Here is a 19,736-nt window from a genome sequence, read left to right as displayed (position 1 = left end):
CGTCCAGCTTGAAATCGCCCTGCGTCAGGGTTGCCGAGACGCCGATGCGGCGCTCGAAGGCGAATGCGTCGGTGAAGGCGGCGCGCTCCATGAAGGAGATGAAGCGCGAGCTCGTCAATTCTTCAAGCGACTGGAAGTTGTTGTGCTGACCAAAGCTGATGGCCGCGACTTTGCCCTTCCACTGGAAATAGGCGTCGGCCAGCTCAACTTCGTTGCCGGCAAAATCGGCCTCGAACTTGTAGGCGAAGGAACCAGGGGTGGTACCTTCGACTCCGATACGGCCACGGCGAAGCTCGTTGCTGAAGCCAAGCTCGTTGGTCGCAACGCCATTGCTCGGGTTGGACACATAGGCGAAATCATATTGCAGGCGGCCGCGGACCTTGAAGTCCCATCCGGCTTCCTTGTCGCCGAACAGCGGCGAGCCCTTGAACGTGGGCGCGCTGCTCTTCTTCGCCTTCTGCAGATCGGCGATCTGAGCCTGCATCGATTCGAGCTGCGCCTTCAGGAACTCGATCTCGGCGGACTGATCTTCCGGAGCCGCAACCATAGCGTCCTGGGCGAAAGCGGGCGTGGCAAGGCAGCCAAGCGCGGCCGTAGCAAGCAAGGCGGCAGTCGTCTTCAACTTCATTGGGTAACCCCCCTTTGGTGCACTGGTTTAGTGTCGCGGCGAGCCCTAGGGGGCTGTGGTGACCGGTCCGAGACTCTTTTATTGCAGCTTGGTGACAATGGCCGATGTTGCCCGATTGCAACGACCTTCGCCGTCTTTCAGCCGGACATGAAAAAGGGCGGCCCCGCTTCCGCGCGACCGCCCCTCAAACCATCCGATGACCAGCCTGTCTGTCAGGCTTCCGCTTCGGCCACCGTGTCCTTGCCGCCTTGCGCACGGCGCGTGCGGCGGCGCGGCTTCGGCGCTTCCTCCTGGGCGTTTTCGGGAGGGGTCAATTCGAGCTGAGGCAACGGGGCGGCTGCACGGCGGGGCGCGCGGCGGCGGGTCGGCCGCTCATCAGAAGCATCCGCGGTCTCCGGCTGCGCCGCATTCTCGGCCTGACGCGCCTCTCCGGTTTCCGAGGAGGCGGCGTCCTGACGGCGCGGCGGGCGTCCTCGCCCTCGCGGGCGGCTCGCCCGGTCATCGTCGCCGTCGCCAGCCTCGTGCCTGCGGTCGCGGTCGGAAGAATCGTCCGACGCCGCGCTTCCGATCGCCGGGGGCAGGCCGCTGATGGAGATCGGCGCGGTCGCGTCTTCGTCGCGTTCATCGCGAAGGTCGTCGCCACCGTCGTCCTCGCCATCGTCAAAACGCTGGTCGGGATAGCGGGGCCGCTCGCGCTGGCCTTCCTGGCGCTCGCGGAACTCCTCCTGACGGGCGCGATGTTCATTCAGCACGCGAAAATAATGATCGGCGAACTGCAGATAATATTCGGCGGTCACCCGGTCACCTTGGGTCTGCGCATCGCGCGCCAGGTTCTTGTACTTTTCGAGAAGCTGGCTCGCATTGCCCCGCTGGCGCGAATCAATCCGGTTCCCCGCGTCAGGACGCTGGCCCTGACCGCCGCCGCCACTCATCGGACGCTGCCCGCCCCGACCGCGCCGATTATTGCGGCCGTTCTGCCGATTATTGATCAAAATTCCATTTCCCTTTTCGTTGATCCGGCCAATGCATGCTGCTCCCGGATCAGGGTAAGGCCAACCACAGCCGAACCGGTCCACTCGTCACGAGGGACCATTGCCCACGCCGGCACATAAACAGCCGGGCGATCATTTGGGGTCAGCGGCGGGGATGTTTTTCACCTGCCCGCCTGACCGTCCTGTAACGGCAAACACGCGCCGCTCCAAGCGGAAAGTTACAGGCGTTGCAGGATTATGCACCGGTCCAGACCGGCCATGTCCCGCCTTGTCGTCGCCCCCAGCCCTGCTGCGGCGGCGATCTCGATCACCGGCCCCGCCTGAGCCGAACCGATTTCAAGAAAGGCCCGCCCTTCCGGCGCAAGCAGCGCGGGCAGTTGCGGGATGAGGCGACGGTAGTCGTCCAACCCGTCCACCCCCGCGAACAGCGCGCCGGCAGGTTCATAATCCGCGACATCGCGCGGTAGCCGGGCCGTGCTTTCTATATAGGGCGGGTTGCAAAAAATGCCATGGAAGCGGCCCCACAAGGACTGCGCCCAATCGCCGCGAACAAAGGCGGCGCGGTCACCCAGCCCCAGACGACGCGCATTTTTCGCGGCAACCGCGAGAGCGGCGGCTGAGCTGTCGACCCCCACACCCGTGCTTTCCGGCCACTGGTCCAGCGCAGCGAGCAGCAGCGCACCGCTGCCCGTGCCGAGATCGAGGAAGCGCAGCGTCCCCTCGCGCGGCAGGCTTTCCGCCGCCGCCTCGATCAGCGTTTCGGAATCGGGCCGGGGAATCAGCACATCCGGGGTGATATGAAGCGCGATCGTCCAGAAATCCCGCGTGCCGGTGATATAGGCGACCGGCTCATAGGCGAGGCGGCGGGCGAGGAGCGCCCAAAAGGCGGCGGGCGGCGCGTCATCCATATGCCCCAGCAACAGGCGTTCGCGCGAGACGCCCAATGCGTGCGCCATCAGCAGTTCGGCATCCAGCCGGGGGGTTCCGCTGACATCGGCCAGCCTTGCCGCCGCCGTTGCAAGTGCGGCGCGGATGCGGTCAGTCATGCCGAAACGGCACGGCGCGTCAGGCCCCATTGTCCAGATGGGCGAGGCGCTCGGCCTGATCCTCGGCGATCAGGGCCTGCACCACTTCTTCAAGGCCCGGCCCTTCAAGGATTTCATCCAGGCGGTGGAGCGTCAGGTTGATGCGGTGATCGGTCACGCGACCCTGCGGGAAATTATAGGTGCGTATCCGCTCCGACCGGTCGCCCGAGCCGACCATCGACTTGCGCGCGCCCGCACGCTCGTTCGCCAGCCGCTCGCGCTCCAGTTCGAACAGGCGCGCCCGTAGCACCTTCATCGCCTTGGCCTTGTTCTTGTGCTGCGATTTCTCGTCCTGCTGGCTGACGACCAGCCCGGTCGGAAGATGGGTGATCCGAACCGCCGAATCGGTCGTGTTGACCGACTGGCCGCCGGGGCCGGACGAACGGAACACGTCGATCCGCAGGTCCTTCTCGTCGATATGAACGTCGACATCCTCCGGTTCCGGCAGCACCGCGACCGTCGCCGCCGAAGTATGGATGCGCCCGCCGCTTTCGGTCGCGGGCACGCGCTGCACCCGATGAACCCCGCTTTCAAACTTCAGCCGGGCGAACACGCCCTGCCCGGTGACGCTGGCGACGACTTCCTTATAGCCGCCGACGTCGGACGCGGAGGCGGAGATCAGCTCGATCCGCCAGCCGCGATCCTCGGCATAGCGCTGGTACATGCGGAACAGATCGCCCGCGAACAGCGCCGCCTCGTCCCCGCCCGTGCCCGCGCGGATTTCCAGCATCGCCGGGCGTTCATCCGCGGCGTCGCGCGGCAGCAGCCTGAGCGCCAGGTCCCGCTCCGCATCCGGCAGCGCGCGGCGGATCGTCTCCAGCTCCTCGCGCGCCATCTGCCGCATCTCGGAATCGGCGGCGCCGTCCTCGGCAAGCTCCGCAAGCGTATCCTGCTCATCGCGCAGCTTGCGAACATGGGCGGCCGCCTCCGCCACCGGAGTCAGCTCGGCATATTCCTTGGAGAGCGCGACGAACTTTTCAGGCGGAAGATCGGGGCGCGCCATTTCGGCCGATAGCTCGGCGTGGCGGGCGGCGATCTGGTCCATGCGAGCGGAAGGTATCGACACCATCAGCCGCGCACCGCCTCGGCCAGCCCATCAAGCGCCACCGCCCGCTGCGTGCCGTCCGCCAGATCCTTCAGCGCCGCCTCGCCTCGCGCCAGCTCGTCCTCGCCGATGATGACGGCATAGCGCGCGCCGCTGGCGTCGGCCTTCTGCATCCGCTTCTTCATATTGCCGCGAAACGCCATGTCGGCTGCGACACCAACACGGCGAAGATCGGCAAGTATCTTTTGCGCGGCGACTTCCGCCGCCTCGCCCATCGGCACGACAGCGACCTCGATGCGTTCAGCTTCCGGTGCGTCGATCAGCATCGCCAGCCGCTCGATCCCGGCGGCCCAGCCGACTGCGGGGGTATGCGGGCCGCCGAGCGTCTCGATCAGCCCGTCATAGCGGCCGCCGCCAAGCACCGTGCCCTGCGCGCCCAGCCGCTCGGTAATGAACTCGAACGCGGTGTGGCGGTAATAATCGAGGCCGCGCACCAGCCGCGACGCGCGGGTCCAGAGCACGCCTGCTGCATCCAGGCCGCGCGTCACCGTTTCAAAGAAGCGCCCGCCCTCCGCCGTCAGATAGGCGTCGATCTCCGGCGCTGCATCGGCGATCGGCCGGTCGCGCGGGTCTTTTGAATCGAGGATGCGCAGTGGATTGCGTTCCAGCCGATCAAGGCTTTCCTCGGACAATTCCCCCTGATGGCGGCGGAAATGATCGACCAGCGCCACCCGCCAGGCCTCGCGCGTTTCCGCGTCGCCCAGCGTGTTGAGGTGCAGCGTCACGGCCTCGTCCACGCCAAGCTCGTTCAGAAGCTGCGCCGCGAAGGTGAGAAGCTCGACATCCGCGGCCGGTTCGCCCGCGCCGATGATTTCCGCGTCAAGCTGATGGAACTGGCGGAAGCGCCCTTTTTGCGGCCGCTCGTAACGGAAGAGCGGCCCCCATGCGGCAAGCTTCAGCGGCGACCATTGCTGCCAGCCCTCGCTGACATAGGCGCGGGCGATGCCGGCCGTGAACTCCGGCCGCAGGGTCAGCGAATCCCCGCCGCGATCGTCGAAGGTGTACATTTCCTTCGCCACGACATCGGTGGTTTCGCCAAGCGAGCGCGAGAACACGCTGGTCGCCTCGAACACCGGCACCTGCACCGGCTGAAAGCCGTAGAGCCGCCGCACCCGCTCGAACACGGCGACCACATGATCGAAGCGGGCGGCGGTTTCGCCTATCATGTCCTGCGTGCCGCGAATGCGCTGGGGCTTTTGTATCGATGACATGGCGCGCCTTTAATGCAGCTTTATCGACGCGGGAAGCTTTTCTGCCGTATTTGGGTATTTGAAGCCTTTCCATTTTGCGGTGCAGCGATAGATAGCGGGCGTTGATTCGTCCCGTCCCATTCAAGGTGCGTAACATCCATGAACATCGACCTCATTCCCATCGGAGACAATCCGCCGGAAAGCCTCAATGTCATCATCGAGGTGCCGATCGGCGGTGAACCGGTCAAATATGAGTTCGACAAGGCAAGCGGGGCGCTGTTCGTGGACCGCATCCTCCATACGCCCACCCGCTATCCGGCCAATTACGGCTTTGTTCCCCACACGCTTTGCGAGGACGGCGATCCGCTGGACGCGCTGGTGGTCGCCCGATCGCCCTTCATCCCCGGATCGGTCGTAAAGGCGCGGCCTGTCGGCGTGCTGAAGATGGAAGACGAAAAGGGCGGCGACGAGAAGCTGCTTTGCGTGCCCGTGGACAGCCTCTTTCCCTATTACCGCAACATCCAGGGGCATGGCGACCTGCCCGAAATCGTGATGCAGCAGATCGAGCACTTCTTTGCCCATTACAAGGATCTGGAGCCCGGCAAATGGGTGAAGATCCAGGGATGGGGCGACGCCGCCGAGGCGCGGGAGATCGTGGCCCAGTCGATCGCGCGGGCGAAAGGCAAGAAAGCAGCCTGAACGGACGGGAGCAGCGGGGGCTCAGCGCCCCCCGCTCACCAGCTTCAATCCGATGATGCAGCCGACAAGCCCGATGACGAGGGCGATCCGAGCCCAGCCAAGCGGCTCCTGATAAAAGGCGATTCCGACCAGCAGCGTCCCGAGAGCGCCGATGCCGCCCCATATCGCATAGGCGGTGCCCATCGGAATCTGGCGCGAAGCCAGTTCAAGCAGGCTCATGCTGAGCGCGACCGAGGCCAGAAACCCCAGCGTCCACGGCAGATTGCGGAAGCCGTCGACGTGGCGCAGGCAGGTGGTGAACCCGACCTCGAACAGCCCGCCCAGAAGCAACCAGACCCAGGCCATCAGGCGGACAGGCTATTCAGCGGCCCGTGCCTCGGCCAGGGCGTTCGCAGCCTCGATCTCGGCGGCCTTGGCTTCCACCAGCGCGACGATGTGATCAACCATCCGCGCGTCGTCGATATGATGATCGGTGACGCCCGCCAGATAGACCATGTGCTTGCCCGCGCCGCCGCCGGTGAGGCCGATGTCGGTCTCGCGCGCTTCGCCCGGACCGTTGACGACGCAGCCCAGCACCGAAAGCGACATCGGCGTGCGAATATGCTGAAGTCGCTCCTCCAGCTTTTCGACCGTGCGGATCACGTCGAAGCCCTGCCGTGCGCAGCTTGGGCAGGAGACGATCCGCACCCCGCGATTGCGGATGCCGAGCGCCTTCAATATCTCGAAGCCGACGCGCACCTCTTCCTCCGGCTCGGCCGAAAGCGAGACGCGGATGGTGTCGCCGATCCCCGCCCATAGCAGATTGCCGATGCCGATCGCCGATTTGACGGTGCCGCCGATCAGCCCGCCCGCCTCGGTGATGCCAAGATGCAGCGGGCAATCCACCGCTTCCGCCAGCCCCATATAGGCCGATACGGCGAGGAATACGTCCGACGCCTTCACCGCCACCTTATATTCGTGGAAATCCTGGTCCTGGAGCAGCTTGATATGATCGAGCGCGCTTTCGACCAGCGCCTCGGGACATGGCTCGCCATATTTTTCGAGCAGGTCCTTTTCGAGGCTGCCCGCGTTGACGCCGATGCGGATCGCGCAGCCATTGGCCTTCGCCGCGCGCACGACCTCCGCCACGCGCGCTTCGGACCCGATGTTGCCCGGATTGATCCTGAGGCAGGCAGCGCCCGCGTCGGCCGCTTCCAGCGCGCGTTTGTAGTGGAAATGGATGTCGGCGACGATCGGCACGGTCGCCGCGCGGACGATCTGCTTCAGCGCGGCGGTGGAATCCTCATCGGGGCAGGATACGCGGATGATGTCGGCCCCCGCCTCCTCGCAGCGGCGGATCTGGTCAATCGTCGCCGTCGCGTCGCTGGTGGGCGTGTTGGTCATGGTCTGCACCGTGACGGGCGCACCACCCCCCACCGGCACATTGCCGACCATGATCTGACGCGACTGGCGGCGCGCGATGTCGCGCCACGGACGGATGGACATGCTCAATCTCCGATTACGCGCGGCTTATAGACTTATGACATGCGTTTCGAAAGGCCGTGTGACACCGCAGTCTTCCGGCGCGTGCCGGAGCGGGAGACCGCCGTCAATTTTACTGCGATCCGTTCGCAAGAATCATTTGCAGTTGCGAATGGTTCTCGATAAGTGGCGCGAATGACCAGTTTCATGCCAGCGACGAAGAAAAAGGCCGGACTGACCCGTTCGTTCTGGCTGAAGCAGCTTCACCGCTGGCACTGGATCAGCGCCGCGCTGAGCCTGGTCGGAATGCTGCTGTTCGCAATCACCGGAATCACGCTGAACCACGCCGCCGACATAGAGGCGAGCCCAACCGTGACCGAGCGGGAGGCCCAACTGCCGCCGCCGCTCCTGAAAGCGCTTCCGGTTGGAGGCGCGGACAAGGCCCCGCTGCCCGAACAGGTCGGCGCGTGGCTGGACAAGGAACTGTCGGTCAGCGCCGCCGGCCGCGAGGCGGAATGGTCGGACGATGAAATCTACCTCGCCCTGCCCCGCCCCGGCGGCGACGGCTGGCTGAGCATCGACCGCGCGACCGGCGACGTGGTGATGGAAGAGACCGATCGCGGCTGGGTTTCGTGGCTGAACGATCTGCACAAGGGCCGGAACACCGGCAGGGCCTGGTTCTGGTTCATCGACATATTCGCAGTCGCCTGCGTGATCTTCACCATCACCGGCCTGTTCCTGTTGCAGCTTCACGCGAAACACCGCCCGGCGACATGGCCGACGGTGGGGCTGGGCTTCATCCTGCCGCTGCTTGTCATCATTTTGTTCATGCATTGATCGAGGTGCCGATGCGTTCCTTCTTTCCACTGGTCCTGACCGGGATCGCCGTGACCCCGGCTGCGGCTCAGGCGGCCGACATGCAGGTGACGGTCAACATCCCGCGCCTGAACGTGGCCGAATATCACAAGCCCTATGTGGCGATCTGGGTGGAAGGCGCGAGTCTGGCGAAGCCGACCAACCTCGCCGTCTGGTATGACGTGAACCTCAAGAAGAACGAAGGCGCGAAATGGCTGCGCGACATGCGCCAGTGGTGGCGCAAGACCGGGCGGACGCTGAACATGCCGGTGGACGGAATCAGCGGCGCGACCCGCGCGCCCGGCCAGCATGTCCTGCGCTTTGCCGAAGGCAAGGCGCCGCTCGGAAAGCCTCCGGCAGGCAGCTATGAGCTGGTCGTCGAGGCGGCCCGCGAGGTCGGCGGACGCGAACTGCTGCGCATTCCGTTCCAATGGCCGCCGAAATCCGCCCAATCGTTGAAGGCGCAGGGCCAGAGCGAGCTGGGCGCGATCGGCCTGACCCTGAAACCTTAAGGAACGAGCCCCAAGCAACAAGGATGTCCAACATGCTTTCTTTCCGGAAGATCGCCGCGGGTGCGGCCGCATTGTCGCTGGCGGTCGCCCTGCCGTTCGGCGCAAGCGCGCACCGCGCATGGATGCTGCCGTCCTCGACCGTGGTTTCGGGCGACGATGTGTGGGTGACGGTGGACGCCGCCATTTCCAACGACCTGTTCTATTTCGAGCACAATGCGATGCCGCTGGATCGGATCAAGGCCTATGCGCCCGATGGAAGCGACGTGGCGATAGAGAATGGCGCAAAGGGCCGCTATCGCAGCACCTTCGACGTGCATCTGACGCAAAAGGGCACGTACAAGATCGCCGCCGACATGGACGGGCTGTTCGCAAGCTACAAGCTGAACGGGGAAAGCAAGCGCTGGCGCGGCAGCGCCGACAAGCTGGGCGAAATCCCGGCCGCGGCGACCGAGGTGAAGATCACCGAAGTCCAGAACCGCAACGAGATATTCGTCACCTCGGGCAATCCGACCGATACGGTCCTGAAGCCCGGCGGCAAGGGGCTGGAGTTGCAGCCGGTGACGCATCCCAATGATCTGGTGGCGGGCGAGGCCGGGCAGTTCCGCTTCCTGCTGGACGGCAAGCCGGCCGCCGGTGTGAAGGTGACCGTCATCCCCGGCGGAATCCGCTATCGGAACCGGCTGAACCAGATGGATCTGACGGCGGACGCCGACGGGCTGGTCTCGATCAACTGGCCGGAGCCGGGCATGTACTGGATGCAGGCCAGCATCGAGGACGCAGCCGCCAGCGCGCCCCGGGCAACGCAACGCCGGGCGGGTTATGTCACGACGCTTGAGGTGATGGCCCCCTAACAGCTCAGCACGTGACGCGAGTCGCCATTCCGCTGACGCTGGGCGGGGCAGCAGCAGCCCCCGCCGCCGGGGCGCAGGTGGAGAGTCTGGGCGGGCTGACGATGGGGACGAGCTGGTCGGCAAGGCTGGTTCGCCCCGCCTTCGTGCCGCTGGCGGCGGTGCGGGATTTGATCCAGCAAAGCCTTGACGGCGTGGTGAGCGAGATGAGCCATTGGGAGCCGGAGTCCCAGCTCAGCCGCTTCAACAAGGCGGTGCCGGGCGAATGGCGCGACCTGCCGCCCGGCTTCTTCGACGTGCTTTGCTGCGCGCTTGAAGTGGCTGAGGCATCGGACGGGGCTTATGATCCGACGATCGGCACGCTGGTTGATCTCTGGGGTTTCGGCCCCGCCCCCGCCCGCCAGGACGCACCGTCACCGCATGAAATCGCAGCGGCGATGCGGAGCGGCGGCTGGCAGCGGCTGGAGATTGACCGAAAGGCAAGGCGCGCCCGCCAGCCGGGCGGATGCAGGCTCGACTTTTCAGCAATCGCCAAGGGCCATGGCGTCGATCGCGCCGCCGATGCGCTGAAGCGGCTTGGGCTCCGCCATTTCCTGATCGAAATCGGCGGCGAGTTGCGCGGCGAAGGCGTGAAGCCCGATGGGTCACCCTGGTGGGTGGCGCTGGAACGCCCGTCAAACGCGACCTGCGAGGAGATTCTGGTCGCGCTGCACGGGCTTTCGGTTGCGACTTCGGGCGACTATCGCCGCTATTTCGAGGCTGACGGAAGGCGCTATGCACACAGCATCGACCCGCGCACCGGCTGGCCGCTGGACAATAAAGCGGCATCGGTGAGCGTCATCCACCAAAGCTGCATGAAGGCCGATGTCCATGCGACGGCCATCACCATAGCAGGCCCGGACCAGGGAATGGCCTATGCCGAGCGGCTTGGGCTGGCAGCGTTGATCGTGCTCACTACCGGCGAAGAGCGGATTTCCCCCGCCCTTGCCGCGATGCTCGATTAGCAGCAATGCTGACGCCTATGAGCGAGGCATCGGAGCTGATCCGCAGGCTGGACCTGCAACCCCATCCGGAAGGCGGCTGGTACCGCGAAACCTGGCGGGCGGAATCGCCCGATGGAGCGCGCGGCACGGCGACCGCGATATTGTTTCTGCTGGAGGCTGGGCAGAAATCCCATTGGCACAGAGTGGACGCGACCGAACTCTGGCTTTTCCATGCCGGAGCCTCGCTTTGCCTCCAGACAGCCGACAGCGACGAAGGCCCGATCCGTTCAACGCGTCTTGGCGGCGACGTTCTGGCAGGCGATGTGCCCCAGCACCGGATTGCGCCACATCAATGGCAGGCGGCCGACGCCGACCGGGGCTGGGCTCTGGTGTCGTGCATTGTGTCGCCCGCATTCGCGTTCAGCGGGTTCGAGCTTGCCGCCCCCGGCTGGATGCCCGGCGGCTAAGCGGTTTCAGCTGTCCGCCCAGCGGCGCAGCAGATTGTGATAGACGCCCGTCAGCTGGACGATGGCGGGATCGTCGTGCCCGCGATCGGCGGCGATGGTCTGAATCGACCGGTCAAGATCGAACAACAGCTGGCGCGCGCCGTCATCGCGCACCATGCTTTGAATCCAGAAGAAGCTCGCCACTCGCGCGCCGCGCGTGACCGGCGTCACATGGTGCAGGCTGGAGGCCGGGTAAAGCACCATGTCGCCCGCCGGCAGCTTCACGCTGTGGACTCCGTAGCTGTCCTCCACCGCCAGTTCGCCGCCGTCATACTCATCGGGATCGCTGAAGAAGAGCGTTGCCGACAGATCGCTGCGGACGCGGAACTCCGACCCTTTCAGCACCCGGATGGCATTGTCGACATGGGTGTCGAACCGCTCGCCGCCCTGATAGCGGTTGAAGAGCGGCGGAAAGATCTTGAGCGGGAGCGCGGCGGCGATGAACAGCGGGGTGCGCCCAAGTGCGGCCAATATCGTCTGGCCGATCTGGCGGGCGAGGGGCGAATCCTCGGGCAGCTGCATGTTGCGCTTGGCAAGCGCCGACTGATAGCCGGAGGTCACATTGCCATCCACCCATTCAGCCGCGTCCAGCAGCGCCCGCGCCTCGCGGAGCTGATCTGCGCCCAGCACGCCCGGGATATGCAGCATCATGGCGGCGCTATCCCTGGAGGACGAAGGGGATCGGAACGATCACCCAGGCGGCGACGGGCTTGCCCGCCTGTTTGGCCGGGGCGAAGCGCCATTTGCGCACTGCCGACAGCGCGGCCTTGTCGAGCCGCGAGTGGCCGCTCGATTCGGCGAGCTTCAATTCCTGGACCGTGCCTTCGGGGCCGACCAGCACCTTGATGGCGACGGTGCCCTGCTCGCGAAGCCTGCGCGATTCAACCGGATAGCGCGGCGCGGGATTGTTGAGATAATCGGCGTTGAAATCGGGCGGGGTGATCGGTGCGGGCGGACCTTCAGCCGCCTTTGCCAGAGCGGCGGCGACAGCCTCTGTCTTCGGCGGGCGAATAACCGCCAGCATCGGCGAAGGCGATGGTGCCGGAGGCTGCACGACCGGATCCGGATTGACGAGCGGCGGCTTGACCGGATCGGGCGGGGTCGGCTCCTCGACCGCGGCGGGCGGCGGCGCGACCATCTGCGGCACCTCGATCAATTCCATCACCACCGGCTTTTGCGGCTGCATGATCGGCACGACATCGAAGACGACAAGGGCGGCAAGCATTGCGGCATGGACCACGCCAAGCACGGCCATCGTCGGCCAGTTGGTCCGCCTGTCCTGCCCATAGACGTTGCGGGCTGCGGCCGATGTGTCGGCGGACACGCGCTGCACCGGCCGGAGCACAGCATCCGCGCCTGCGCCAAATGGCAGGCGATGCGTTTCGGACGTGCGCCGGTAGGCGGCGTGCATGACCATTCCCCGTTAAAAAAGGCGGCGCGCCCCGATTCGCCACCTGTCACAATCCTGCCTAGCGGCCTTCGTAATGCGAATCAATCGCAGTATCATCCGCGGCGTTCAAAAACGCGAAGGGTCCCGCCCTTTCGGGCAGGACCCCAGACAACTTCCAACGGGGTCAGAAGCTGTAGAAAAGGCTGAGCCGCGCGGAACGTCCCTCGCCCGGCACCGCCCAGCCATTGGTGGTGTTGCGGACGTTGGTGAAATATTTCTCGTTCGTGAAGTTCTGCACGTTCAGCTGCACCGTCATCCCGTTGCCGAACGGATAGGACAGCATCGCCCGGTGGACGAAATAATCGTCCGACTTGGGCAGAGGCCCGGCGGTCACGTCGTTACGCACCACCATGCTGCCCTGATAGGTGAAGCCATAGCCGACCTGGAGGCCGACGGGCAGCGTATAGGCGGTGAACAGGCTGCCTGAATGCTTGGGCGTGGAATTGAGCGGACGGCCCTTCAGAATATCTTCCACCGGGCAATCGCCCACGCCGGGATTGGCAACGCAATAGTCGGAAATGCCCTGGCGGGTTTCGCTGTCGAGATAGGTGTAGTTGGCGAAGACCGTCCAGGCGGGCGTGACATGGCCGGTTGCGCCAAGCGCAATTCCATCCACCCGCGCCCGGCCGTCGAGCACCTGCTCGGTTGGCTGGAGCACGTCGTTGGACGTGACGCGATAGTTGGTGCGCTCGTTACGGAACGCCGCCGCAGTCAGGAGCAGCGCGCCCTCCATCAATTCCAGCTTGGCGCCGATCTCGTAGTTCACGGCCTTTTCAGGCGCGGTGTCGCAGAAGCTGCCGCTGTTGCTGACGCAGCCCAGGCGAACGGTGGCAAGCGCGGGCGTTTCCGAATTGGCGTAGCTGACATAGATCGAGCTGGCCGGGGTCGGCTTGAACACCGCGCCCGCGCGGTAGGAAAAGAGATTTTCGTCGTTATCGCCGAACTGGGTGACGCCGCTCGTGAGGTTTTCCGAGCGGAAGCTACCCTTGTTGTTCTCGTAGCGAAGGCCGCCGTTCAGCTCGAACTGCTCGCCGAGCTTGATCGTGTCGAACGCATAGACCGCCTTGTTGGTGAGCGACCCGGCCTGGATGCTGGACGCGATGAAATTGACCGGGCCGGTATAAACGCCCTGCGGATCGGCGATGCTGATCGGATCATAGGCAGGCGCTGTGCCGTCGGCGAAGCGCTGCACATTGCCCTGCGTCAGATCATAATCTTCCTTGGTGATCGACGCGCCGATGACGAAGGTGTGTTCGAGCCCGCCGGTGTTGAACACCGCCTTCAGGTCCGTCTGGTTGTACATGAGCTGGTTTTCGCTGAACCGCGTCGTGCCGCGCGGGCCGCTGGGCGCATAAAGGCCGGGCGTCGCGCAGGCCGCACCAGGAACGCCGAACGCCGTCTGCGGCAGGAAGCCGTTGGCGAGGCAGTAGCTGCCCTGCGGCGGGTTGACCGTCACATCCTGTTCCGCCCGCTGCCAGCGGCTGAGGTTGCGGATCGACAGCGCATCGCTGAAATCATGGTCGAACGCGACGGTCGCCTGATCGACGGTGATCTGCTGGCGATCCATGTTGCCGAAGCCGAAATAGCCCGAATAGGGCGCGCCCGGCAGCAGCCCGCCTTCATAGACGTAATAGGGCACGCCGTAGGTGGGGATGTTGTCGTCTTCCTGGTGCAGATAGGACAGGGTGACGCGGGTCGGGCTTTCAATGCCGAGCGTCACCGAAGGCGCGATGCCCCAGCGTTCGTATTTCTCCACGTCGCGGCGGGGAACGTCGTTCTCGTGATACATGGCGTTCAGCCGCACTGCGACCATGTCGCTTACGCGCAGGTTGCTGTCGACGGTCGCGCGATAATAGTCGTCGGTGCCGACACCCGCCTCAAGCACGGTGAGATCGGTCGCCTGGGGCGTCTTCTGGACGAGGTTGATCGTGCCGCCGACCGAACCGGAGCCGTTATAGACCGAGTTCGCGCCGTTATAGACCTCGATCTGCTGGAGGTTGAACGGATCGGTGCGGCTGTACTGGGCGCTGTCGCGCACACCGTCGACGGTGATGTCGTTGCTGGCCGAATAGCCGCGCAGGTTGATGCTGTCGCCATAGCCGCCGCCGCCTTCGCCAGCGCCGAAGGTGATGCCGGGAATGGTGCTGAGCGCATCGCGCAGCGTGAGCAGGTTCTGCTGGCGGATCGTCTGGGTGGAAATGACGGTGATCGTCTGCGGCGTGTCGAGGATCGCGGCGGTGGCCTTCGGCGACTGGACGCGGTCGACCTTCGGGCCTTCCTCGATCGCCGTGTCGGTGACGACGACGCCCTTCAGCCGCGTGGCGTTGCCCTCATCGGCGGAAGCCGCATCCTGGGCGGCGGCGGGAAACGCTATGGCCGACGCAATGAAGCCGACGCAGCCGAGCGCGAGGAAAGAAGTCGAAGCGCCGTGCGCCTCGCGATTGGACTTGATCATGAACACCCCTTTGGTCGCAAAATCAGAGTTGCAGGGTGCTAATGCGAGCGATTCGCATGTAAGTCAAGAATGACTCTCAATTGCATGGAGAGGTCAGGCATTTTTGGGAAGCGCCGGTCCCAGCTGTGCAGTCCTGGATTTGCGCGGAGTTCAGCGTCGATCGCGGAAGAAATCGCGAAGGAGTGCGGCCGATTCCGATTCGGCGATGCCCGAATAGACGTCCGGCCGGTGATGGCAGGTGGGCTGGGCATAGATGCGCGGGCCATGCTCCACTCCCCCGCCCTTGGCGTCCGGCGCGGCATAATAGAGGCGGCGGACGCGCGCGAAGGAGATGGCCGTCGCGCACATCGGACAGGGCTCAAGGGTCACATAAAGATCGCAGCCCGCAAGCCGCTCGCTCCCCAGCCTTTCACACGCCGCACGGATCGCGACGACTTCGGCATGGGCAGTCGGGTCCAGATCGCCAAGCGTGCGGTTGCCTGCCTGCGCCAGGACAACCCCGTCGGGCGAAAGGATGACCGCGCCCACCGGCACCTCGCCGCGCGCGGCCGCCGCCTTCGCCTCGGCAAGCGCAAGCGCCATGGCGCGGGAGGGCGGAAAAGCGGAAGTCACCGCGCCTTCTAGCCCGCGCCCTTGATGTAGGAAAGGGCCGGGCAATCGGCCCGACCCTCTCGCGACCCCATGGGGGAAAGCTGTTTACTCGGTCGGTTCGACGTCGACGGTCGGCACCTTCACTTCTTCCTTGGTCGTATCGACATCCACCTTGGGCAGTTCCACGGTTTCAGTGGTCGTTCCGACATCGACATCGGCCGTATCGACATCAAAAGCCGGCATCTGCCCACCTTCGGTCTTCACTTCCGGCAGGGCCGTCTCCCTGGTCTGGTCGATATCCACCAGCCCGAACGCAAACACGGCTATGACAACAAGCACCGCCACCACCGCAATGATCAAACCCGTTCGTGCACCACCCGACATAATCTGTCCTCCTTTTTGTTCGGTGAGAGTAACGACTTCACGGCGGCTTGGTTGCATCGTCACGAGGAAGCGGACGACTCCAGCCAGTCCTCAAGGCCACGTTCGGCGGTGGGCCGGACCTCCACCCCCATGTGCCGCCGCAGCAGCCGAAGCGCGAATTCGCCCCCATCCGCCGTGGAGGACGCAACGCAATCGGCGGGCGTCCAGAGGCTGTAATCGCGCATGTGCGCATCGGCCGCGGTGAACAGCACGCACAATTCGGTCGCCATGCCGGTGAGGATCAGGCGGCTGACGCCAAGCCTGGGCAGCAGCGCCTGGAGATTGGTGGCGTAGAAGCCCGAATGCATCGGCTTGATGATGAAAAGGTCCGCCTTGCGCGGGCGGAGCAGGCGGACGAGCGTCGCGGCGGTCTCGCCTGAGGCTTCGCACATCTCCACCAGGCGCGGCCACTCCATGCCCCAGTGACCGAAATTGTCGTTGACATAGATGACCGGAAGCCCGGCCCGGGTCGCGGCGGCGCGCAAGGCCTTGATCCGCCGCGCGGCCGCTTCGGCAGGCGCGGCGATCTCGTCGGCGTGGCGGAAATCCATGTTGCTGATCATGTCGATGATCAGCAACGCGGCTCCCGAACCCGCGCTTGGATCAGCCGGACGGTCCTTTCCCTTTCCCATGCCCGCTCAACGCCCGAACGGACGGGAAGGATGCCTCTGCCGTTAGGCGGCGGCTCTGCGCGAGGCGCGCTTGCGCTCGTGCGGATCGAGGTGAAGCTTGCGCAGGCGGATGGACTTGGGCGTCACCTCCACCAGTTCGTCGTCGTCGATATAGGCGATCGCCTGCTCAAGCGTCAGCCGCTTGGGTGGGGTGAGGCGCAGCGCATCGTCCTTGCCGCTGGCGCGGAAGTTGGTGAGCTGCTTGGACTTGAGCGGATTGACCTCGAGATCGTCGGACTTGGCGTTCTCACCGATCACCATGCCTTCGTAGACAGGCTCGCCTGGCGACACCATCAGGATGCCGCGCTCCTCCAGATAGCCGAGCGCATAGCCCACGGCCTCCCCTGTCGAGTTGGAGATCAGCACGCCGTTCGGACGGCCCGCGATCTGGCCCTTGTAGGGGCCGTACTTCTCGAACAGGCGGTTCATGATGCCCGTGCCGCGCGTGTCGGACAGGAATTCGCCGTGATAGCCGATCAGCCCGCGCGACGGCGCAGAGAAGGTGATCCGCGTCTTGCCGCCGCCCGATGGCCGCATGTCGGTGAGTTCCGCCTTCCGCATCGCCATCTTTTCGACGACGGTGCCGGAATGCTCCTCATCCACGTCGATGACGACGGTTTCATAAGGTTCTTCGCGACCGCCGCCTTCGCCTTCGCGCAGGATCACCTTGGGGCGGCTGATCGACAGCTCGAAACCCTCGCGGCGCATCGTCTCGATGAGCACGCCAAGCTGCAATTCGCCGCGTCCCGCGACTTCGAAGCTGTCCTTGTCGTCGCTTTCCGTGACGCGGATGGCGACGTTCGATTCCGCTTCGCGGAACAGCCGGTCACGGATCATGCGGCTCGTCACCTTGCTGCCTTCGCGGCCGGCGAAAGGAGAATCGTTGACGGCAAAGCGCATCGACAGCGTCGGCGGATCGATCGGCTGGGCTGCCAGCGGCTCGGTCACGGCCGGGTCGGCGATAGTATTGGCGACCGTCGCATCGGTGAGCCCGGCGATCGAGATGATGTCGCCTGCATGAGCTTCCTCCACCGGCACGCGCTCAAGGCCCCGAAAGGCGAGAATCTTGGTCGCACGACCCGCTTCGACCACCTTGCCGTCGGAATCGAGCGCCTGGATCGGCATGTTCATCTTCAGCGTGCCGCTGGCGATGCGGCCGGTGAGGATACGGCCGACGAAATTGTCGCGGTCCAGCAGCGTCACGAGGAACTTGAACGGGCCGTCACGGTCGGCGACCGGCTCCGGCACATGATTGACGATGGTTTCAAACATCGGCGTCAGATCGCCCGAACGGGCGTCCGCGTCGAGGCCGGCATAGCCGTTGCGGCCGGAGGCATAGAGCACCGGGAAATCGAGCTGGTCGTCGCTGGCGTCGAGGCTGACGAACAGATCGAACACTTCGTCGAGCACTTCCTGGATGCGTTGGTCGGGACGGTCCACCTTGTTGACGACGACGATGGGACGAAGACCCAGCGCCAGCGCCTTGCCGGTCACGAACTTCGTCTGCGGCATCGCGCCTTCGGACGAATCGACGAGCAGGATGACGCCGTCGACCATCGACAGGATGCGTTCCACCTCGCCGCCGAAATCGGCGTGTCCGGGCGTGTCGACGATGTTGATGCGGGTGCCGTGCCATTCGATGCTGGTGCATTTGGCAAGGATGGTGATGCCGCGCTCTTTTTCGAGATCGTTGGAATCCATCGCGCGCTCGGCGACCCGCTGGTTGTCGCGGAAGGTGCCGGACTGGCGGAAAAGCTGGTCCACCAGCGTGGTCTTGCCATGATCGACGTGCGCGATGATGGCGATGTTGCGAAGGGACATCGCGGAAGTCTTTCAAAAAAATGAGCCGGAAATCGGGCGCGCCCTTAGCACTCATGCCGCGTCGCAACAAGGAAAAGGTTGGAAAGGCCGTGGAGTGGCGGGAGATTCGATGGGGCGATGCCGTGTTCATGGATGCTGAAACAAGTTCAGCATGACGAAGGTGGGGAGCCAACGCACGTCGCGCGCCTCTCGCGCCCTCCATGTCCCTGCACATGCGCCAATGGCCCGGCGCGCGGGGCGGCCGGGTGGCGTCAAGGACTGATGACCGGCGCGGGGTTGCCGCATTTCGTGCCCGGACCCGATGGTTTCGATAGTGCTGTGTTCAAAAAAAGAAGCACATCGGGATTTGACGCCAGCGGCGGCCGCTATGACCCAGCTTGATGCGACGGGCCTGCTGTCACCTGCTGACTATGTGCCGTGCGAAGCCTCGACCTTTTGCCGGGACTCCCACGCCGGTCATCTTCCGCCCGCGCCGAAGCACGGACGAAAACGCCCGCCCCCGCATCTCGAGCTGCAAGGACCGAATCGAATTAACCGATCCGGTTTGCTGTAGGACAGCGATTTCGCGAGGCCGGGAGCGCTCAGGCTCAGCTTGTCGGAAGCCAGCGCCTCCTTCCGCTAACCCTTCGACAGGCTCAGGGTGAGCGGGAAATGACATCCAAACCGCGCAGAATCTAGTCTTCCGTCGATTCCGACTGGAGCTGGATATAGTTCTCAATGCCCATCAGCTTGATCATGTCGAGCTGGGTCTCAAGCTGGTCGACATGGTCTTCCTCGCTTTCGAGGATATGGGCGAAGAGATCGCGGCTGACGAAATCGCGCACGCTTTCGCAATGGGCGATCGCCTCCTTCAGCACGGGAAGCGCCTCCATCTCCAGCTCAAGGTCGGCTTTCAGCACCTCTTCGACCGATTCGCCGATGCGAAGGCGGCCGAGGAGCTGGAAATTGGGGAGGCCGTCAAGGAACAGGATACGCTCCGACACCTTGTCGGCGTGCTTCATCTCGTCGATCGATTCGCCATATTCGAACTTGGCGAGCTTCTTGACGCCCCAATGCTCGAGCATTCGGTAATGGAGAAAATACTGGTTGATCGCCGTCAGCTCGTTCTTGAGGACGGCGTTCAGATATTCGATGACCTTGGGGTCGCCCTTCATCGTTCACACTCCGATCAATGGGTGCAAAGCATGAACCATGGCAGCGGGAGGGTCAACATATACCGGCAGAAAAGCGCCGATTTTCAAGCAATTGCCAATGCGTCGCAATCAAATCTGATTGGTCGAGCCCTGCTCCGACGCAATGATCTCGCGCGCGAAGGGAAAGCATTGCCCGCACTTGGGACGGTGGCCGGCACGCGCATATGCCGAAGACGGACACGAAGCGCCCGAACGAACTGCGGCGCGGACATCCTTTTCCCGGATGGCATTGCAGACACAGACGACCATGCTTTCCTCTTCCGAATCT

22 protein-coding genes (1 of these 22 cut by a window edge) are annotated in these 19,736 nt (G+C 64.5%); 6 read left to right on the top strand and 16 right to left on the bottom strand.

The window, feature by feature from the left end:
- From BSL82_RS16785 to hisS, 5 genes are all read right to left on the bottom strand, one after another.
- A protein-coding gene (locus BSL82_RS16785) for an OprO/OprP family phosphate-selective porin (RefSeq protein WP_072598392.1) crosses the window boundary here: on the bottom strand, positions 1-628 show its beginning. The gene continues 695 nt to the left of window position 1, outside the view; 628 of the gene's 1,323 nt are visible here — the first part of the coding sequence; it begins with the start codon at positions 626-628; its stop codon lies beyond the left edge, outside the window.
- 212 nt (positions 629-840) lie between these two features.
- The gene (locus tag BSL82_RS16780; RefSeq protein ID WP_072598391.1) at positions 841-1,620 is read right to left on the bottom strand and encodes a DUF4167 domain-containing protein; all 780 of its coding nucleotides are present in this window, start codon (positions 1,618-1,620) and stop codon (positions 841-843) included.
- Between the two features lie 218 nt (positions 1,621-1,838).
- Positions 1,839-2,666 carry a peptide chain release factor N(5)-glutamine methyltransferase gene (prmC, locus tag BSL82_RS16775; RefSeq protein ID WP_072598861.1) on the bottom strand — a complete coding sequence of 276 codons (828 nt, stop codon included), beginning with the start codon at positions 2,664-2,666 and terminating at the stop codon, positions 1,839-1,841.
- Positions 2,667-2,685: 19 nt separating this feature from the next.
- Positions 2,686-3,774: a peptide chain release factor 1 gene (gene prfA, locus BSL82_RS16770; RefSeq protein WP_072598390.1), complete on the bottom strand. Its 1,089-nt coding sequence runs from the start codon at positions 3,772-3,774 to the stop codon at positions 2,686-2,688.
- Entirely contained in the window at positions 3,774-5,021 is a 1,248-nt protein-coding gene (gene hisS, locus BSL82_RS16765; RefSeq protein ID WP_072598389.1) for a histidine--tRNA ligase, read from the bottom strand. The genes prfA and hisS overlap by 1 nt, the downstream gene beginning before the upstream one ends.
- Before the next feature lie 138 nt (positions 5,022-5,159).
- On the opposite strand from hisS, the gene ppa reads away from it, so the two are divergent.
- Positions 5,160-5,699, top strand: coding sequence for an inorganic diphosphatase (gene ppa / locus BSL82_RS16760; protein ID WP_072598388.1), 540 nt, complete (start codon positions 5,160-5,162; stop codon positions 5,697-5,699).
- Positions 5,700-5,720: 21 nt separating this feature from the next.
- Here the strand turns inward: ppa and BSL82_RS16755 are convergent, their stop codons facing one another.
- Positions 5,721-6,044 (bottom strand): DMT family transporter, encoded by a 324-nt coding sequence (locus tag BSL82_RS16755; RefSeq protein ID WP_072598387.1) that lies wholly within the window; start codon positions 6,042-6,044, stop codon positions 5,721-5,723.
- Positions 6,045-6,056: 12 nt separating this feature from the next.
- Complete coding sequence (gene ispG, locus BSL82_RS16750) at positions 6,057-7,184, bottom strand: flavodoxin-dependent (E)-4-hydroxy-3-methylbut-2-enyl-diphosphate synthase (protein WP_072598386.1); 1,128 nt, start codon at positions 7,182-7,184, stop codon at positions 6,057-6,059.
- A gap of 171 nt (positions 7,185-7,355) precedes the next feature.
- Between ispG and BSL82_RS16745 the strand changes: the two genes are divergently transcribed.
- Genes BSL82_RS16745 through BSL82_RS16725 form a run of 5 tightly spaced genes read left to right on the top strand, consistent with a single transcriptional unit; the run spans position 7,356 to position 10,825 of the window.
- The gene (locus BSL82_RS16745; protein WP_072598385.1) at positions 7,356-7,997 is read left to right on the top strand and encodes a PepSY-associated TM helix domain-containing protein; all 642 of its coding nucleotides are present in this window, start codon (positions 7,356-7,358) and stop codon (positions 7,995-7,997) included.
- 11 nt (positions 7,998-8,008) lie between these two features.
- Positions 8,009-8,527, top strand: coding sequence for a DUF2271 domain-containing protein (locus BSL82_RS16740; RefSeq protein WP_072598860.1), 519 nt, complete (start codon positions 8,009-8,011; stop codon positions 8,525-8,527).
- A gap of 32 nt (positions 8,528-8,559) precedes the next feature.
- Positions 8,560-9,378: a DUF4198 domain-containing protein gene (locus tag BSL82_RS16735; RefSeq protein WP_072598859.1), complete on the top strand. Its 819-nt coding sequence runs from the start codon at positions 8,560-8,562 to the stop codon at positions 9,376-9,378.
- An 11-nt stretch (positions 9,379-9,389) separates the two neighbouring features.
- The gene (locus BSL82_RS16730) at positions 9,390-10,379 is read left to right on the top strand and encodes an FAD:protein FMN transferase (protein WP_072598384.1); all 990 of its coding nucleotides are present in this window, start codon (positions 9,390-9,392) and stop codon (positions 10,377-10,379) included.
- Positions 10,380-10,396: 17 nt separating this feature from the next.
- Positions 10,397-10,825 carry a cupin domain-containing protein gene (locus BSL82_RS16725; RefSeq protein WP_158010990.1) on the top strand — a complete coding sequence of 143 codons (429 nt, stop codon included), beginning with the start codon at positions 10,397-10,399 and terminating at the stop codon, positions 10,823-10,825.
- Positions 10,826-10,831: 6 nt separating this feature from the next.
- Here BSL82_RS16725 and BSL82_RS16720 read toward each other — a convergent pair whose 3' ends face one another.
- From BSL82_RS16720 to BSL82_RS16680, 9 genes are all read right to left on the bottom strand, one after another.
- Positions 10,832-11,515 (bottom strand): Fe2+-dependent dioxygenase, encoded by a 684-nt coding sequence (locus BSL82_RS16720; protein ID WP_072598382.1) that lies wholly within the window; start codon positions 11,513-11,515, stop codon positions 10,832-10,834.
- 7 nt (positions 11,516-11,522) lie between these two features.
- Complete coding sequence (locus BSL82_RS16715; protein WP_158010989.1) at positions 11,523-12,275, bottom strand: energy transducer TonB; 753 nt, start codon at positions 12,273-12,275, stop codon at positions 11,523-11,525.
- 163 nt (positions 12,276-12,438) lie between these two features.
- Positions 12,439-14,769, bottom strand: a complete 2,331-nt coding sequence (locus BSL82_RS16710; protein ID WP_072598857.1) for a TonB-dependent receptor — start codon at positions 14,767-14,769, stop codon at positions 12,439-12,441.
- 150 nt (positions 14,770-14,919) lie between these two features.
- Positions 14,920-15,381 (bottom strand): nucleoside deaminase, encoded by a 462-nt coding sequence (locus BSL82_RS16705; protein ID WP_418361261.1) that lies wholly within the window; start codon positions 15,379-15,381, stop codon positions 14,920-14,922.
- 84 nt (positions 15,382-15,465) lie between these two features.
- Positions 15,466-15,744: a hypothetical protein gene (locus BSL82_RS16700; protein WP_083579271.1), complete on the bottom strand. Its 279-nt coding sequence runs from the start codon at positions 15,742-15,744 to the stop codon at positions 15,466-15,468.
- Between the two features lie 59 nt (positions 15,745-15,803).
- Positions 15,804-16,415 (bottom strand): cysteine hydrolase family protein, encoded by a 612-nt coding sequence (locus BSL82_RS16695; protein ID WP_072598379.1) that lies wholly within the window; start codon positions 16,413-16,415, stop codon positions 15,804-15,806.
- Positions 16,416-16,457: 42 nt separating this feature from the next.
- Positions 16,458-18,275 carry a translational GTPase TypA gene (gene typA / locus BSL82_RS16690; protein ID WP_072598378.1) on the bottom strand — a complete coding sequence of 606 codons (1,818 nt, stop codon included), beginning with the start codon at positions 18,273-18,275 and terminating at the stop codon, positions 16,458-16,460.
- Between the two features lie 674 nt (positions 18,276-18,949).
- Positions 18,950-19,429 carry a bacterioferritin gene (gene bfr, locus BSL82_RS16685; RefSeq protein ID WP_072598377.1) on the bottom strand — a complete coding sequence of 160 codons (480 nt, stop codon included), beginning with the start codon at positions 19,427-19,429 and terminating at the stop codon, positions 18,950-18,952.
- Between the two features lie 108 nt (positions 19,430-19,537).
- Positions 19,538-19,717, bottom strand: coding sequence for a (2Fe-2S)-binding protein (locus BSL82_RS16680; protein ID WP_072598376.1), 180 nt, complete (start codon positions 19,715-19,717; stop codon positions 19,538-19,540).
- Positions 19,718-19,736: the final 19 nt, after the last annotated feature.

Origin of the sequence: Tardibacter chloracetimidivorans (genome assembly GCF_001890385.1) — a bacterium.
Lineage (GTDB): Bacteria > Pseudomonadota > Alphaproteobacteria > Sphingomonadales > Sphingomonadaceae > Tardibacter > Tardibacter chloracetimidivorans.
Note: the sequence above shows the minus strand (reverse complement) of the source record. Positions and strands in the feature narration are given on the sequence as shown.

Excerpts from the sequence above, each read along its gene's own strand:
- prmC (WP_072598861.1), bottom strand. The coding sequence starts at position 2,666 with ATGACTGACCGCATCCGCGCCGCACTTGCAACGGCGGCGGCAAGGCTG.
- prfA (WP_072598390.1), bottom strand. The coding sequence starts at position 3,774 with ATGGTGTCGATACCTTCCGCTCGCATGGACCAGATCGCCGCCCGCCAC.
- hisS (WP_072598389.1), bottom strand. The coding sequence starts at position 5,021 with ATGTCATCGATACAAAAGCCCCAGCGCATTCGCGGCACGCAGGACATG.
- ppa (WP_072598388.1), top strand. The coding sequence starts at position 5,160 with ATGAACATCGACCTCATTCCCATCGGAGACAATCCGCCGGAAAGCCTC.
- BSL82_RS16755 (WP_072598387.1), bottom strand. The coding sequence starts at position 6,044 with ATGGCCTGGGTCTGGTTGCTTCTGGGCGGGCTGTTCGAGGTCGGGTTC.
- ispG (WP_072598386.1), bottom strand. The coding sequence starts at position 7,184 with ATGTCCATCCGTCCGTGGCGCGACATCGCGCGCCGCCAGTCGCGTCAG.
- BSL82_RS16745 (WP_072598385.1), top strand. The coding sequence starts at position 7,356 with ATGACCAGTTTCATGCCAGCGACGAAGAAAAAGGCCGGACTGACCCGT.
- BSL82_RS16740 (WP_072598860.1), top strand. The coding sequence starts at position 8,009 with ATGCGTTCCTTCTTTCCACTGGTCCTGACCGGGATCGCCGTGACCCCG.
- BSL82_RS16735 (WP_072598859.1), top strand. The coding sequence starts at position 8,560 with ATGCTTTCTTTCCGGAAGATCGCCGCGGGTGCGGCCGCATTGTCGCTG.
- BSL82_RS16725 (WP_158010990.1), top strand. The coding sequence starts at position 10,397 with ATGAGCGAGGCATCGGAGCTGATCCGCAGGCTGGACCTGCAACCCCAT.
- BSL82_RS16720 (WP_072598382.1), bottom strand. The coding sequence starts at position 11,515 with ATGATGCTGCATATCCCGGGCGTGCTGGGCGCAGATCAGCTCCGCGAG.
- BSL82_RS16715 (WP_158010989.1), bottom strand. The coding sequence starts at position 12,275 with ATGCACGCCGCCTACCGGCGCACGTCCGAAACGCATCGCCTGCCATTT.
- BSL82_RS16710 (WP_072598857.1), bottom strand. The coding sequence starts at position 14,769 with ATGATCAAGTCCAATCGCGAGGCGCACGGCGCTTCGACTTCTTTCCTC.
- BSL82_RS16700 (WP_083579271.1), bottom strand. The coding sequence starts at position 15,744 with ATGTCGGGTGGTGCACGAACGGGTTTGATCATTGCGGTGGTGGCGGTG.
- BSL82_RS16695 (WP_072598379.1), bottom strand. The coding sequence starts at position 16,415 with ATGGGAAAGGGAAAGGACCGTCCGGCTGATCCAAGCGCGGGTTCGGGA.
- typA (WP_072598378.1), bottom strand. The coding sequence starts at position 18,275 with ATGTCCCTTCGCAACATCGCCATCATCGCGCACGTCGATCATGGCAAG.
- bfr (WP_072598377.1), bottom strand. The coding sequence starts at position 19,429 with ATGAAGGGCGACCCCAAGGTCATCGAATATCTGAACGCCGTCCTCAAG.
- BSL82_RS16680 (WP_072598376.1), bottom strand. The coding sequence starts at position 19,717 with ATGGTCGTCTGTGTCTGCAATGCCATCCGGGAAAAGGATGTCCGCGCC.